Origin of the sequence: uncultured Methanobrevibacter sp. (assembly GCF_937881195.1) — an archaeon.
In the GTDB taxonomy this organism is placed as follows: Archaea; Methanobacteriota; Methanobacteria; order Methanobacteriales; family Methanobacteriaceae; genus Methanobinarius.
In genome coordinates this window covers 42,553-59,092 of the sequence record NZ_CALGFC010000017.1, presented here as the reverse complement: position 1 = coordinate 59,092, position 16,540 = coordinate 42,553, and the positions used below count along the sequence as shown (strand labels likewise).

At 23.4% G+C, this 16,540-nt stretch carries 12 protein-coding genes and 1 pseudogene; 7 read left to right on the top strand and 6 right to left on the bottom strand.

Annotated features, from left to right (window positions below; translation table 11 throughout):
* Positions 1-14 precede the first annotated feature (14 nt).
* The 5 genes and pseudogenes from Q0087_RS02060 (at position 15) to Q0087_RS02040 (ending at position 7,544) form a co-directional block, all read left to right on the top strand.
* A complete protein-coding gene (locus Q0087_RS02060; RefSeq protein ID WP_297897968.1) occupies positions 15-2,774 on the top strand; it encodes a right-handed parallel beta-helix repeat-containing protein in 2,760 nt (919 codons plus the stop codon).
* A 272-nt stretch (positions 2,775-3,046) separates the two neighbouring features.
* Positions 3,047-4,462, top strand: coding sequence for a MurT ligase domain-containing protein (locus Q0087_RS02055; RefSeq protein WP_297897966.1), 1,416 nt, complete (start codon positions 3,047-3,049; stop codon positions 4,460-4,462).
* A 101-nt stretch (positions 4,463-4,563) separates the two neighbouring features.
* Positions 4,564-5,343 carry a type 1 glutamine amidotransferase gene (locus Q0087_RS02050; RefSeq protein WP_297897964.1) on the top strand — a complete coding sequence of 260 codons (780 nt, stop codon included), beginning with the start codon at positions 4,564-4,566 and terminating at the stop codon, positions 5,341-5,343.
* A 328-nt stretch (positions 5,344-5,671) separates the two neighbouring features.
* Positions 5,672-5,974: pseudogene (locus Q0087_RS02045) on the top strand (Gar1/Naf1 family protein); the annotation flags it as partial.
* Between the two features lie 637 nt (positions 5,975-6,611).
* Positions 6,612-7,544, top strand: coding sequence for a transcription initiation factor IIB (locus Q0087_RS02040; protein WP_297897959.1), 933 nt, complete (start codon positions 6,612-6,614; stop codon positions 7,542-7,544).
* A gap of 209 nt (positions 7,545-7,753) precedes the next feature.
* Here Q0087_RS02040 and Q0087_RS02035 read toward each other — a convergent pair whose 3' ends face one another.
* Both Q0087_RS02035 and Q0087_RS02030 read right to left on the bottom strand, forming a co-directional pair.
* Positions 7,754-9,883, bottom strand: coding sequence for an MJ1255/VC2487 family glycosyltransferase (locus Q0087_RS02035; RefSeq protein WP_297897957.1), 2,130 nt, complete (start codon positions 9,881-9,883; stop codon positions 7,754-7,756).
* A gap of 260 nt (positions 9,884-10,143) precedes the next feature.
* On the bottom strand, positions 10,144-11,334 hold the full coding sequence (locus tag Q0087_RS02030; RefSeq protein ID WP_297897955.1) for a hypothetical protein: 1,191 nt from the start codon (positions 11,332-11,334) through the stop codon (positions 10,144-10,146).
* Positions 11,335-11,699: 365 nt separating this feature from the next.
* Here Q0087_RS02030 and Q0087_RS02025 point away from each other — a divergent pair, with 365 nt between their 5' ends.
* Positions 11,700-12,695 carry a sulfite exporter TauE/SafE family protein gene (locus tag Q0087_RS02025; RefSeq protein WP_297897953.1) on the top strand — a complete coding sequence of 332 codons (996 nt, stop codon included), beginning with the start codon at positions 11,700-11,702 and terminating at the stop codon, positions 12,693-12,695.
* 49 nt (positions 12,696-12,744) lie between these two features.
* Here Q0087_RS02025 and Q0087_RS02020 read toward each other — a convergent pair whose 3' ends face one another.
* From Q0087_RS02020 to pyrH, 4 genes are all read right to left on the bottom strand, one after another.
* Positions 12,745-13,602: a heavy metal-binding domain-containing protein gene (locus Q0087_RS02020; protein WP_297897951.1), complete on the bottom strand. Its 858-nt coding sequence runs from the start codon at positions 13,600-13,602 to the stop codon at positions 12,745-12,747.
* Positions 13,603-13,715: 113 nt separating this feature from the next.
* Positions 13,716-14,042, bottom strand: a complete 327-nt coding sequence (locus Q0087_RS02015) for a YbjQ family protein (RefSeq protein WP_297897949.1) — start codon at positions 14,040-14,042, stop codon at positions 13,716-13,718.
* 350 nt (positions 14,043-14,392) lie between these two features.
* On the bottom strand, positions 14,393-14,581 hold the full coding sequence (locus tag Q0087_RS02010; protein ID WP_323384735.1) for a DUF2116 family Zn-ribbon domain-containing protein: 189 nt from the start codon (positions 14,579-14,581) through the stop codon (positions 14,393-14,395).
* A gap of 140 nt (positions 14,582-14,721) precedes the next feature.
* Positions 14,722-15,408, bottom strand: coding sequence for a UMP kinase (gene pyrH / locus Q0087_RS02005; RefSeq protein ID WP_297897947.1), 687 nt, complete (start codon positions 15,406-15,408; stop codon positions 14,722-14,724).
* Positions 15,409-16,194: 786 nt separating this feature from the next.
* Between pyrH and Q0087_RS02000 the strand changes: the two genes are divergently transcribed.
* On the top strand, positions 16,195-16,521 hold the full coding sequence (locus Q0087_RS02000) for a DUF2085 domain-containing protein (RefSeq protein ID WP_297897945.1): 327 nt from the start codon (positions 16,195-16,197) through the stop codon (positions 16,519-16,521).
* Positions 16,522-16,540: the final 19 nt, after the last annotated feature.

Sequence of the window (16,540 nt, the reverse complement as noted above, 5' to 3'; positions counted from 1 at the left end):
TTAAGGTGATTAAATTGTTATTTAGTAAAAAATGTATAATAATATTGGCTATCTTGATTGTTTTAAGTTTCTCTCTATCATGTGTTAGTGCAGGTTCTTTATTTATTAATGAATCTTGGACTAATGAGGATATTCAGAATGCACTTGATAGTGATATTAGTATTGATGTTTTGCATTTTAATTTCACTGGTTTTGGTGGTTTTTATAGTGGTATTGATTTGTTGATTGATCGTGCTATGTTTATTGTTGCAGATGTTGGAGTTGTTCTTGATGGGAGTCTTGGTGATAATCCAGCTAATACTGCATTTACTATATCTGAGGATAACGTTCTGATTAATGGGTTTACTATTTTAAACTATTTTATTGGTGTTACTGGTTCAGGCATTAGCAATGTTTCTGTTGTTAATAATACTTTTGGTGATTCTGATTTAGCTATTAATTTTGATAATGTTGATGGTTTGAATATTGTGAATAATATTATTAACTCTTCAGTTGGTGGTGGTATTTCAGTTTATGAATCGGATAATGTGAATATTTCTACTAATAATATAAGTGGTGTTGATTCAGGTATTCATCTTTCTGAATCTAACAATAGTAAAATTAATGGTAATAAGGTTAGTAATGTTGATGGTGATGGTATTTATACTGATACAAGTGATAATCTCACTATCGAGAATAATGATATTAGTGATGTTTCTGGTTCTGGTATTAGTACTCATAATTCTAAAAATTTGAATTTAACTGGTAATAAGGTTAGTAATGTTGATGGTGATGGTATTTTTGTTGATAATGCACCTAATGTTGAAGTAAGTGATAATACTGTTGATGGTTCAAATGATGGTATTTCTATTTATGATAGTTCTAATGTTAAATTGAATAAAAATAAAGTTTTAAACTCTCGAGAAAGAGGAATTTCAAGTTCTAATATTAATCAAATGAATATAAATGATAATTTTATTAATTCTGAGGGGGATAGTGTTTCTTTAGATTCCTCAAATGGTATTTCTTTTACTAATAATACTATTTATGGTGCTTTTTCTGGGTTTTCAGGAAATGATATAAATAATATTAATATTAGTAAAAATACTATTAATGCTGATGGGCTTGGTATTTATTTAGTTGATACTGATAGAATTAGTTTATTTGATAATACTATTAATTCAGGTACTAATGGTATTGATGGAGATACTCTTTCTAATTTAAATATATCTAATAATAGAATAACTTCTAATGACTCTGGAATTTACATATTTGCACTTAATAATGGGATTTTGTATAATAATTCGATTGTTGATTGTGGAGGTAATGGTATTTGGATGTTCTCTACTGATAATGTAAATATTTCTAAAAATACTATCTATAATGTTAAAGAAGTTGGTATTTACATAGATATATTAACTAATGGGTTGATTTTAAATAATACTATTAAAAATTCAGCACTTAGTGGTATGGAATTATATGATGTTGGAAATTCTAAAATAATGAATAATATTGTAGAATCTAGTGGATATCCTAATAATGCAGGTTATGGGTTTTATATAAATTCTTTATATAATGTTATAATTAATAATAATCATATTTTTGGTTGTGTATTTGAGGGTATTTATCTCGAAGATGCGAATAATATTAGTATAATTAACAATTTAATTGAGAGTAATGGCTATAATAATATTTACATATCTTCAATTATTGATTCTCTTATTAGTTCTAATAAGATACTTAATAATTGGATGGGCAATGGTCTTTATATAAATGATGGTGATAATTTAATAATTACAAAGAATAGAATCAGTAATCATGAAATGTGTATGTTGTTGGAATCTGTGTATTTCAGTAAAATATCTTTTAACACTGTTTCAAATGGTGATAGGGAAGGTATTGATATTTATGGTGACAGTAATTTAATTTTTAATAATACTGCTTATAATATTAATCGTGATGGTATTAGTATAATGTCTGGAAATTATAATAAAGTCTTTAATAATTACGTGCATCATGTTGGCGGTGCAGGTATTAGTTCTTATGATGGTGAAAATACTATTACTAATAATACTTTGAAAAATAACTATTTTGGTATTTATATTAAGTTTGATAATAATTATATAACTTATAATAACATTTATAAGTCGTTATATTGTGGTATATGGGTGAATGGTGATTATAATAGTATTAAATTTAATAATATTATTAATGGATCTAAATCTTATGGGATAAAAGTTCAAGGAAGTCGTAATAATATTCAATATAATAAGATTTCCAACAGTAAAAATTGTATTTATATAATGGGAGATTATAATAAACTACTTAAAAATGTTATAAAGTCAAAAGTTTATGGTGTTTATCTTAAAGGTCATAAAAACAAGGTTATGAATAATAAAATACAAAATGGGAAAAAGGGTATTTATTCTAATGGATTTAAAAATAATATAAATAATAATAAAATCAAATCCAAAAAATATGGGATATATGTTTATGGTCATCAAAACATAATAAATAAAAACACAGCTAACAAGAATAGGGTTCATGGTATTAGAGTCTTTGGAAATGCTAACAAAGTTACTAGTAATGTAGTTAATAAGAATAAAAATTATGGTTTTAAGGTAAATGGTGATCGAAATAAGTTGAAAAAAAATGTTGCTCGTTTATGTGGTGTTCATGGGATGAATATTGCTGGTAATCTCAATGTTGTTTTTAGTAATAAGTTAGGTAAAAATTATAATAAACGAATTTGTGTTTATGGGTATAAAAATAAACTTAAGAAAAATAAAACATAGTTTTAATATATTTTTGGGTTATTTTTTACAATAAATATTATTTGGAATGTTGGATTAATTTTTCTAGATTTCATTTTATTATTTATTTAGAATTTTTTTATTATATTTTTTATATTTTCTATATTTTTTATTCTATTTATTTCTACTATTATCTTTTGTTGTATTGAATTTTAAATAGTTTATTTTATCTACTTTATATTAAAAAGCTTGAGAAAATACAATTTTTCAATAGATTTTTATATTATATCTAACAATAGTATTTATGATAAAATATGACTAATACAATTATAAGAAATATAGCAATTTTAGCTGGAAAACTTGCTTACTTTGTTTTACAAATTACGGGGAGACAAGGAACAGCTTTACCTGGAAAAGTGGCAATTAAAATATGCCCTAATATTTTAGAAGATTTAACTAAAAAGTGTGATAAAACTGTTGTTATTACTGGTACAAATGGAAAGACAACTACTAACAATCTAACAAATCATATTATTGGTGGGAAATATAATAATTTAGTTTCTAATCTTAAAGGAGCTAATATGATTCAAGGAGTAGTAACTTCATTTATTGTAAATAATAAAAGTTCTTATGATTGGGGGATATTTGAAGTAGATGAAGGTTCAATTCCAGATGTAATTCATAACTTTTCTCCAGATTATGTTATATTAACTAATTTCTTTAGAGATCAACTTGATAGATACGGTGAAGTTGAAAATACTATTCATCTTGTCTATGATACTTTGAAAACTGTCGATTCTACTCTAATTTTAAATGCTGATGATCCTTCAACAACTCAATTTAATAAATTACCTAATAAAAAAATATACTATGGATTCAATAAAAATAAGTTTTCTAAAATTAATCATAGTGTTGCAGAATCTATATTTTGTAAAAACTGTGGAAATCGTTTGAATTATAATTTTATAAGTTATGGTAATGTTGGAGATTATTATTGTAATAATTGTGGAGTCAAACGTCCAAAAATTGATTATTGCGCAGATTCAATTGATATTAAAAATAATAATTATGAATTTAAACTTAAAATTAATATTTCTGATGAAATAAAAAATAAAAATAATGTAGAAAGTTTAAATAAATTTATATTTAAATATATGGGAATATATAATATTTATAATTGTTTAGCTGCTATTTCTTTATGTTTATCTGAAAATTTTGATATTTCATATGTTCAGAAGCAAGTTGAGAACTTTGATTATAGATTAGGACGGATGGAAACTATGAAATTCCCTAATAAAGATGTAGTTTTAGTTCTTTCAAAAAATCCTGTAGGACTAAGTGAAGTTTTTAATAGTTTTTCTTATGATGAAGAACCTAAATCAGTCATGTTTTTGATTAATGATGCTCCTGCAGATGGAAGAGATATATCTTGGATTTGGGATGCAGATTTTGAACAGATAAGTGATATAAAAAATATAAATTATTTTTATTGTTCTGGAACAAGGGCAAATGAAGCTGTTTTAAGATTGAAATATAGTAATTTCAATACAGAAAAAATAAAAAAATATGTCTCAAAAGAAGCAAGTGATGTTAAAATACCTATTAAAGAAATATTAGATGAAGATGTAAAATCTTATATTATTGGAACTTTTACAGCTGTTCCTGAGGTAAGAAAATTTTTATTAAAAGAATTGAAAGAAAAATCTAAATTTAATGATATTTCAAAATGATAATTAGTCATAATCATAATCATAATCATAATTCATAATCATAATTATGCATAATAATAATAATAATAATAATAAATGTCTATAAAATAAGGATTAGTAATATGAAACTTGAAGTAGTTAATATGTATCCTGATATTTTAAATACATATGGGGATATGGGTAATCTGATATGTATTAAAAAGAGATGTGAATGGAGAGGAATCGATATTAACATCAAAAATTTTACAATTGATAAAGAAATATCTCTTGAAGATTCAGATATGATTTTCATTGGTGGAGGGTCTGATAGTGGACAAAATATTATTTCAAATCATATTCTTAATCATAGAAACTCTTTAGAGAATTTTATTGAGGAGGGAAAACCTCTTTTAGCTATTTGTGGTAGTTATCAAATTTTTGGTAATTATTATATTAATCCTTATAATGAAAAAATTTCTTGCCTTGAAATCTTTGAAATGGAAACCATAAGTAAAAAAGAGAGACTTATTGGAGATATATTGATTTCAAATAATTTAAAATTAGATATGGCATTTAATTTAAAGCAAAATCATGATTTAAGTGACATTATTGGGTTTGAAAATCATGGAGGAAGAACTTATCATAAATATGATCCTCTTGGGGATGTTAAAATAGGTTTTGGAAATAATGGTGAAGATGGAAAAGAGGGTTTGGTTTACAAGAATTTTATTGGTAGCTATCTACATGGACCAATATTGCCTAAAAATCCCCATATTGCCGATTATATGATATTAAATGCTTTGAAGAATAATTATGATGTTGATTATTTAACTGAGAATATTTCATCTTTAAATGCGATAGATGATACTATTGAAATAAATGCACATAACATAATGAAAAATAGGTTAATGAATACTTCATAAATTTGTATATATTTAATAAATAAATAGGTTTAATTTATTTTATTTATTAAAATTTTTTTTTCATTTGATATATTGTTATTTTAATTGTATTTTATTAATTGTTTATATTAATCATTAATAGTATTTTGTGTTTTTTTATTAAATGACATTATAATTGTAAACTATTTGATATTTGACATCTTAAAATAAGTCTTTTTGGTTTTAATTAAATAGAAATATATTTAAATAATTAACATTAATTATATATAATACTATCGGAAGATTTATATATGATAAAATGTATATTATATGTGTGATATAATAATTATTTATTTTTAAGTTTGATTTTATGAAGTTTTTAGGAAATATTTCTCACATATCTAACTCTGGAAGATTAATAGCTAGGTCTTCACAGTCACCTCCTTCTGGGGCTTCTGTTTTTAATAAAGATAAAAATAAAATAGGCAAAATTATAAATGTTTTTGGACCTACAAAAGAGCCATATATTTCAGTAGGGATTTTTAAGTCTTTTAATCTTGATGAATTTAGAGATTCAATTGGTGAAGATTTATATGTTTCTGAAAATCCTAAAAATAGAAAATTCAGCAAGAATAGACATAAAAAAAGTAATGTTAAAACTAAAAATAGAAAAAATAATAAACGAAGTAAAAATACTAATAATAAAAACAAAAAAAGGAATAAAAATACTAGAAGAAACAATTGACTGATGTAAACAATATCATTATAAGATTACTGTATAGAAATATAATTTTATTTAATCATATTTGTTTATAATGGCTTTCTAATTTAAAAATTAAACACTTTATTTAGGTTTATAGTTAATTTATCTTATAATTTAATTAAATTTAATTATTCTAACTTATTTAATTATTTTAATTATTCTAACTTATTTGATTTTATTTAGAATGTAATATTCAATTTTTTTGAATTAATAAATAATTAGAATTATTATTATTATTATTATTAAAATTATTGAAAATTTTTTTAAATAAAATTTTTTATATTAATAAGTTTTTTAAATTAACAAATAATAATGATTTAATTTAACATATTTTTAAATTATCTATTCTTAAATTAATGATTAATCAAAGATTTTAATTTAATAATTAATATTATAAAAGTTGATTTAATTTTTAATCAATAAATATTATAATTTTTAATTAAAAATAATTAATAATAAACTAATACGGGGTAATAGCACGAAAGAAGAAGTAAAAACTAAGTTTTCTGAAAGAAAACCTATAGAAAATGTTTCTGCAAAAAAAAGAATGCAGGATGATGTTTCTGATACAGAAAAACAAAATAAATGTCCTGAATGTGGATCAGAAAATCTCATTGGGGATTATGAGAGGGCTGAAGTTGTCTGTGCTAGTTGTGGACTTGTTATTGATGAAAATCTTGTAGATATGGGTCCAGAATGGAGAGCATTTGATCATGAACAAAGAGATAAACGTACTAGAGTAGGTGCTCCAATTACTTATACTATACATGATAAAGGTTTAAGTACTATGATTGATTGGAGGAATAAGGATATATATGGTAGAGATATTCCTGCAAGAAATAGGGCTCAATGGTATAGGTTAAGAAAATGGCAAAGAAAGATTAGAATCTCTGGGGCTACAGAGAGAAATCTAGCATTTGCTTTAAGTGAACTTGATAGGGATTCTTCAAGATTAGGTCTTCCAAGAAGTGTTCGAGAGGCAGCTTCTGTTGTTTATAGAAGTGCAGTAGAAAATAAATTAATTAGAGGCCGTAGTATAGAAGGCGTTGTAGCAGCTTCTCTTTATGCAGCATGTAGAAGATGTAATGTTCCACGTACTCTTGATGAAATAGCTGAAGTTTCAAGAGTAAGTAAAAAAGAAGTTGGAAGAACTTACAGATTCTTAACTAGGGAACTAAATATAAAATTACCTCCTACTTCTCCTGTGGACTATGTTCCAAGATTTGCAAGTGAACTTGGCCTTTCTGGTGAAGTACAATCAAGAGCTATTGAAATAATTGAAAAAGCTATGGAAAAAGGACTTACTTCTGGTAGGGGTCCTACTGGTGTGGCTGCTGCTGCATTGTATATTGCTTCAGTTCTTTTGGGTGAGAGAAAAACTCAAAGGGATGTTGCAGATATTGCTGGGGTTACTGAAGTTACAATAAGAAATAGATATAAAGAACTTACAGAACAACTTGAAATGGGTGTAACTCTTTAATTTTATTTTTTGAATCTTCAAGTTACTTTTTAGCTATTTTATACTTTTTAGCTATTTAATTATTTTTTAATTATTTAAAATTATTATTTAAATTGTTTTAGCTTTTCAAGTCATTTTTTAGCTATTTTTAAGATTATATATTAATAATTTTTTAATATATTTTATTTTTTAATTTAATTATTAATTTTTCTGATTTTTAAAACAGTTTTTTAGTATTTTTTTGAAAATATTTCAATAGATCTCTCTAATTCTTGAATTATTTCGGAATTATCACTATTTTTAATATTATAAAGATTTTTTTGGTATTTTTTTAAATTATTTAGAAAACTTTTTAGTGTTGAAACATTAATTTTTTCATGCATTTCGCCATATCCTAATTTATCTATATAAAATCCATTAAGTAGTTGTTCAAAATTTCCTATAGCGGGGATACTATATATAGGTTTTTTTAGATAGATAGCTTCACTTATTAAGGTAAAACCACCATTACTAATCACTGCTTTTGCATTGCACATATCATCATATATTTTATCTTCATTAAATTTTCTAAAAGTTAAATTTTCCTCATTTCCTTCTTTATTAAATCCATATACTATGAATTTTTCATCAAATTCTTTTAGTGTTTTTATAAGTTCTTTATTAGAATCACTAGTTTGATAAACAAATATATAGTCATCATATTTAGTTTTAAGATTTTTTATTTTATCTCTTATTACTGGGGGATAAATGACTGCTTTATCAGGATTTTTTATTTTTGGGAAAAAATAACTAGTTAAAATGTATCTTTTTGGCCTCATTATATATGATCTTATAACACTTTTTGCTTTTAACATGTCTTGTCTATGATAAGGAGGATAATCTACCAATGTTTGTGTTATCATATGAATGTTATCTAAACTTATTAGTGGAACATTTATAATTTTACTTAGAATACTTGAATAATTTTCAAAATCAGATATTATTATATTTGGTTTAACTTCTCTAGCTTTTTTAAATAATATTCCATAATTTTCTTTTAAATTATTTGGTGTAGTTTTAATTGCATTTAATAAAGTTCTTTTGTTCTTTACTTCATTATTTTCATAAACGGTATTAAAACCACCAATTTCGAATACATTATCAAACTTACTATTCAAATATTTATATGCTCTATCACTTGAAAATATGTATATTTCATATTTGTCTTTATTTTCTTCTTTTGTTAGCTTTTCTAATATTACTGCACTTCTAACAGCATGCCCCATTCCTTCCCCACACACGGCATAAAATATCTTTTTCTTTTGATTAATTTTTTGAAGGGATGTGTTAATAATCTCTAAGTTATTTTCTTTGTTTTCATAGATACTAATAGTAGTGGCATTATTATTAATATTATTATTATTAATATTATTATTAATATTATTATTATAATTATTATAATTATTTTTATTATTGTATTTTTTGTTATTATTAGAATCTTTGTTTTTATTTTCCTTATTATTTATAGAAGATTCTATCCTTTTTTTATCTTCTATACTTTTTCTATCTTCTATCCTTTTTTTATCCATATATTCCAAATCTTCACTTTTCACTATGGAGTGGTTATCAGATATTTTCCTGATTTTAGCCATTAAGTCTTCTTTTTCTATTGAATCTTTAGGAAAGTGATTAAAACCATATTCTAATTCTTCAGCACTAGTTCTTATTCCTCTAAGGTCATTAAATGTACTTTTACCATATTGCATTGCTAGTTTACCTAAACCTTCCTCTTCAAGTCTACGTGTTGAAACATTAATTATGGGGTTCCTTAGAACTTTAAATTTATTATCTTTACCTATTCTTTCAATATAATCAGTATCTTCTCCAAATGTCAGTGTTTCATCAAAACCATTATATTTTTCATGAAGTTCTCTTTTACATATTATTCCATAACATCCTGCTCCATGAGGTTTTATCTTTTCAAAAGCTATCATAAACCAGTTAGCTAAGTCATGGAGAATTTTATCTCTTTTTTTTTCAGATATTGGATTTATTTGTGTAATTCCAATATCTAAATCATTACTTTCAAATTCGTGGATTGTTTCAATAAGATAATTATTGGTGAGTTCTAAATCAGAATCTAAAAATAATAGTATTTCCCCTTTAGCAATTTTAGCTCCATTATTTCTTCCAACTCCTGGCATTCCTCCTTCAACTACAATACATCCATAATGTTCGGCAATTTTAATAGTATTGTCGCAAGAGTTAGCATCAGCTACAATTACTTCGTAATCTTCAAATTCCTGTAATCTAATACTTTTTAATAGTTTAGGAAGATATTCTTCTTCGTTATATGTTGGGATAATAATACTGAGCTTCATTTTAATCAAACTATTTTAAGTATTTTTAATAATTTTAATTAATTATTTTAGATAATTTTTAGTTCTATTTATTATTATTTTAATATTTAGTTATATTTTATTATTTAAATTCAATTTTTATTCAAATTCAATCTTTATTTTTATTTTAATTTTTAGTTTATTTATCTTTTTTTGATCTATGATTAAATTTAACTTTTAATTAAATTATGTTATTAATAATATTACTTAAATTTATATTTATATTTTATATGCTTTCAAAATTATATATTTTTGGTTAAATTAGTATTATTTCTAGGAAGGTATGAATAAAAGTTCCAGCTCATTGAAAATGCATCGCCCTGATTTTTAAGTGATTTTGTCAAATTATTGAGAAGTTTCATTTCATTATATTTTGGAGAAATATAAATTAAAGTTTTATCATCGTTATTTTGAATAGATATAACAGAATATTGGCTTAAACTATTATTTAATTCTGAAATGGAATTTGTTTGATTTATTATCTCAATTTTATAGTTTTCTGTATCTGTACCAATTATTGCAATTGAGATAGCAGATAAAATTATTAAAGCTAAAAAAATATGTGGTATGAATCTTCTAATATCACTATAGGAAAAATTAACCTTATTTCTGACATTTTCAAGATATTTTTCATCTTTATTAATTATATGTAAACTATTAAATATTTTTAATACATAGTAATCAAATGCATCCCCATCAAAATATATAAGTAGCATTCCATATATTGCTCCAGCACAAGGTACTGAAAATAGTCCTCCATCAAATATTCCAATTAGTCCTATTGTTGATGCAAATATTAAAAGTATTCTACTTGGATCTAAACGGTTTTTCATTGAATTTAATTGTGTTATAAATATTATTGGTAAAATTATTATTATAATATTGGCTATTTTTGGAACATATTGGTATAAAGAATCTCCTGTATTAACGCCCACAGGAACTCCTAAAGACATAATTGAAAGGAAAAAACCAATAACTCCTCCAATAACCGATTTGTATATATGTGAATGTAATATGCTTGTAGTTGTTGGAGTAGGATCCATTGATACAAAAATTGTAAATGGGGAAATTCCTAGTTGGTATCTTATTATTAATTCCATTAAAAGTCCACAAATGCATGTAACTATAATAAGAATTAATGAAATTTTTATGTAAGTGTTATTATTTAATCTAAATATGGATGAAATTTTGCTAGATTTTATTTTTTTAATATGCTTGCTTTCTTTAAAAATATGGTCATATTCAAATAATTGACTTAATATTAAAAATAAACCTAATATTAAGAAAAATAATATGTCTTTTCCTTTTGAAGAACCCATTAAAAATAAATGTGTTATTGGTCTTATAAATGGATTGAAAATATCTGTAAAAAAGATTAATATGGCTACAAATATAAATAAAATTCCAAATAAAATATATTTATCTATTTTCATGTTCGGTCTCTTATATTTATAATATTTTTACAATTAGAATTTTTAAAAGTATATTTTCAAGTAATCCTTTTAAATTAGCTTATTTTTAATTTATCTAACTATTCAACTGATTTTTTAATTATTTTTTTAATTATTTTTTTAAATATTATTTTTATAATTATATTGGTTTATGACTCTTATATAATTTAGTAATCTAATAAACATCTATTGGTTTTTGTAACTTTCTAAAAAGTTAGTAATATATAATAAAATTTAATATCTAATTTAATTATTTTTAATATCAAACAATTAATATAACTAAAGATACATATATTTTCACATGTTTCCATTTTTGATATAGATTTTGGGGTGTAAATATTCTTTTTATGGAGTATATTATTTTATTAATGATTATTGGGATTTTCGCAGGAATCTTATCTGGATTACTCGGCATTGGGGGAGGATTTTTAATGGTCCCTCTTCAATATTTCCTTTTAACTTCTATGGGCATTGATCCTGATTTAGCTTTAAGGATATCCCTTGGAACAAGTCTTGCAATTATTATTCCTACTGCAATATCTGGAGCTTACAGTCATCAAAGAGAATCTAAGGGTTTATTAAAAATTGGAATTATTTTAGGAATATTTGGGATGTTTGGAGGTATTTTAGGAGGGATAACATCTTCACATCTTCCTTTCGATATACTTGGGAGCATTTTGGGATTTTTCCTTATTTTCAAAGCTATATTTATGATTTTTAGTAGAAATTTATCAAAGAATAAGAATAATATAAATTCTAAAAATTCTGAAAAATTTAGTAATAATTCTGAACTTGAGAATACTATGCTTAAAAATGAAAATAATAATTATGAAAAGTTAAATAATAGTTTTCCAATTGAAAATAATGATTTTAAAAAACTAAATAATAATTTAGAATGTGAAAATAATCAAATTAATGAAAATAATCCCAATCCCAGTTTGAAACTTTCTATTATATTTGGAACATTAGTTGGATTTTCTTCTGGCCTTCTTGGAATTGGTGGTGGAGTGTTTTTAGTTCCAATACTTATTTTTTTAGGATTTTCACTTAGAAAATCTATTGCATTATCTTCTATTTTTATATCGTTAACTGCTATAGGAGGTACATTATCTTATATCTTCTCTGGTTTTGGTGTTAATAATTTGCCTTATTCCTTAGGATATATTAGTTTAGTTAATTTTGGAGTTATAATTACTTTTTCAGTCCCAATGGCTTATTTAGGAGCAAAATTAGTATATAAAATTCCTGAAAAAAGATTAAATCAAATTTTTGCCATTTTATTAATTTATATGGGAATTAAAATGTTAGGATTAGATCCGATATCTTATATTTTTGGGATTTAATAATTTGGATGTTATTAATTCAATTAATTATAAATAATTAATAAATATTTTATTTAGACAATTCCACACCAGTTCCACGAGCAACAATGTGGATATTATCTTCTTTAAGAGTACTCAAAGTATCATATTGAATTTCTAAATCTAAAATACTATTGCAACCTGCATTTTTTGCATTATTAGATAAATTTATTATAGCTTGTTCTTTTGCTTTTTCAAGGTTTTTTATTAACACTTCAGTATCTTTAATTTTCTTATTTTCTGTTAATGATTTTTTTGTTTGTATTAAAATTTCTCCTTCAAAAACTCCATTAAACTTTTTTATATTTTCGTTTTGAATTGAATCTATTGTTAAAAAAAGAATTCCGAGGTTATTTACATCAACTCTTTTCATATCTTGATTATAATCCATTTCACTTGTCTCTTCAACATATTCTTTTCCACGTAATTTATAGTACAACTTTTTTAAAGAAATATGTATATAGTCAATGAATTTTTTGAAAATCCCTAAAGTATAAGATAATACTCCTAAAAGAACCACTACTAAGAAATAATTGATGAATATGGGGAAAGCTGCTTGTAAAATAACTGCTGCACTTCCAACAGTTATTAAATTCAATCCAAGACTATTATTTATATAAATAAATCCATAGAATACTGTTATAAAGAACAATATGAATGCACTGACAGCTCCAGTTGTTTTTCCATAATATCTTTTTGCTAGATATGTTTCACTAATGCCTGCAATGATTGGGGAAAAAATAAGACCTAGATTAAATCCAAAAATAGCTATATGGAATGCATAAAATAAAACAAGAGAAATAACTCCTATTGCAGTTCCAATTGATATAAAAAGGGTGGCATAAGCTATGTCTTTAAGTTTTGCTTTTCTATATTCTGTTAGAATCATTTGAATCAGTGTTTTATATATTTGTTTTAAACTTAAATCTTCAATTTATATTATAATTAAATTTAAATTTATGATAAATTTGTATTATAAGTAATTACTTTTTTTCAAGATTTTTAGTCTTTATATGAAATAGCTGTTCCATATGCTGTTACAAGGATAGTATTTCCCATTGTTCCTCCGAGATTATTATAGGAAATTTTAAGTCCAACAATTGCATTTGCACCTAATTCTTTTGCCTTATCTTTCATACTATCTAAAGCCAACTCTCTAGCTTTTTCTAACTCTTTTTCATAAGCTGAAGTCCGTCCACCTACAACATCACGTACACCTGAAAATAGATCTTTATATACATTAGAACCAATTAATGAGTCACCTGTAACTAAACCATGATATTCAACAATTTCTTTAATTCCCAATGTATTTGTAGATGATAACAACATTTAAAACACCCTCACTGATTTTGATACAAATTTATCATGTTTTATTATTTTATTAATCTATTATTAACTATTTTTATATTTATAATTTATTTATAGTTAAATTATAATTTATTTATCATTTATATATAATTTTAGAATATATTAAATATTTCTAATTAAATTTTATATATATGATATAAAATAAAAATCTAAGAATAAAATATAAGATAAAAAGTTAATAATAAAAAATAAAATAAAAATATTAAGATTAAAAAATATTAAAAAAAAGTTTAAAATTAAATAATTAAAAATTAATAAAAAATAGTATGTTATATAATTTAATAAATAAGTTTATTATATAAAAATTAAACTTACTTAAAAAACATCATATATGCAAATATTACTATGAATACTACCATAACAACAAATAAGATTACTCTACTTCTTTTCATTTGTGCTTGTCTACTTTCCAAAATTTCTTGACATTTGGGGGAACAAGTAGTCTCTTCTAAAGGAATAGGAGTGTTACAAACAGGACAATGTTTATGAATATCAACCATTATTTCACCTTTGTATTTAATTCATTAAATTTAATTTATTATATTTAATTTATATAAAATTCATTTAAACAGTAAGATTAGTTCTAATGATAATTGTATCTATTATTTATAAATACTATTGTTATTTATAAATAACTTTATTAAGAATTTTTACTGGGAACAACTCTAGTTCCAATTTTTTCTCCATTGATAGCTTTAACTAGATTTTCTGGATCTTCGCCATTAACTATAACAGTTTCAAGTGAGGAACGTTTTATCATTTGAATAGCGGTCATATCAAAAAATTCGTATGTTCCAGCTTTAACATCTTTTCCTTTTATGGCTTCTAACATTTCATCAGCTGTAATCTCTTCTATTAATTCAGCATCAGAATATTTATTGGGGTCTTTAGTATACATTCCATCAACAGAGGTTAAATTCACTAAAATATCTGCTTTAACATATTCAGCTAAAATTGCACTAACCGCATCGGTACTATGTGCTGGCTCAGTACCACCCATTACAATAATCTTTCCACTAGCGGAGTATTCTAAAGCTTCTTGGAAATTATGTGGAACTTTTTGATAAGCTTTATCTTCTAAGGTTAAAAGCATTAATTTTGCATTGATTCTTGTAACTTCGATACCAATATCATCACATTTAGCTTCACCACAATTAAGATCTCTAACAATTTGAATATAATCTCTTGCAGGTTTTCCACCACCTACAACAACAAAAATCTCATGTTCTTTAGCTAAATTTCCTAAAATTTCAGCATACTCTTGAAATTTCTTATAGTTATATTCTTTTATTAATATAGATCCACCGATTGCAGCTACAATACGCATAAATTCACCTAATGACTTAATAAGTTTTATGAAATAATATTTTTTCATTTGAAAATTCATTATCTTTAATATTTTCAAGATTTTTCTTGTTGTATTGATAGTTATTATAATTAATATAGCTTTAACAACAAAAAACATTATAAAAATTACTAAAAAATTAATTCTAATCTGTTATTCTTTTATACTTATTTTCAATATATTAATCACTATTTATAAAATTATCTATCAAAATATCATTTTAATATCTATCAAAATATCATTTTAAAAAATATTTCTATTATAAATTAAGGAGTAATTCTAGATTATTTGTAATAATGATAAAAAATATCTATTTATTATAAAATAGGCTAAAAATAAAACTAGAAACAATTATTGGGTTTGTTTTAAATTATAATATTTATTTATAGATATGAATATTATTATTTATATTAATAATATAATTTTTAATATTTATTATATCTATATTTATTTAAAATATTATTTAATATATTTAAAAATAATAAATTTTTAAAATATTAAAAAATCTTCCTAATTTTTATATTTGCTTTATTATTAGTAGATAATATATTATTTATTTGTATAAGATTCTATATTTTTAATAAAAGTTTTTTAGGCGATCTTATTTAGTTAGTAAGTTATCAATATGTAGATTATTTCTTTAGTTATATATAATATAATTTTAGGAATTTAAATAGAAAGGGTTAAATAATAATTTTAATAAAAAAAATAATAGTAAAAAAAATAATAGTAAAAAAATTAATTGTAAAAAAATTAATTTGGTTTAAAATGAATATTTTTAAATATTTATGTCATCAAAAACCTGAAAGAAGTTTCAAGGTTAAAGAATATTATTTACCAGTTTGTTCAAGATGTACTGGTTTTTATCTAAGTGGTTTTATTTATATTATTCTTGCATTTTTTATAGCATTTCAATACACATTAAATACTACTATATTGGCGATAATGCTATTAATTCCATTTATAATAGATGGATTAACACAATTTTTAAATCTTAGAGAAAGTAATAATACTCTTAGATTTTTTAATGGCATTCTTGGGGGAATAGGATTAATGATATTGGTTAAGACAATCAAATATCTCTTTATCTATTAAAAATTTTTTTAGTTAATTA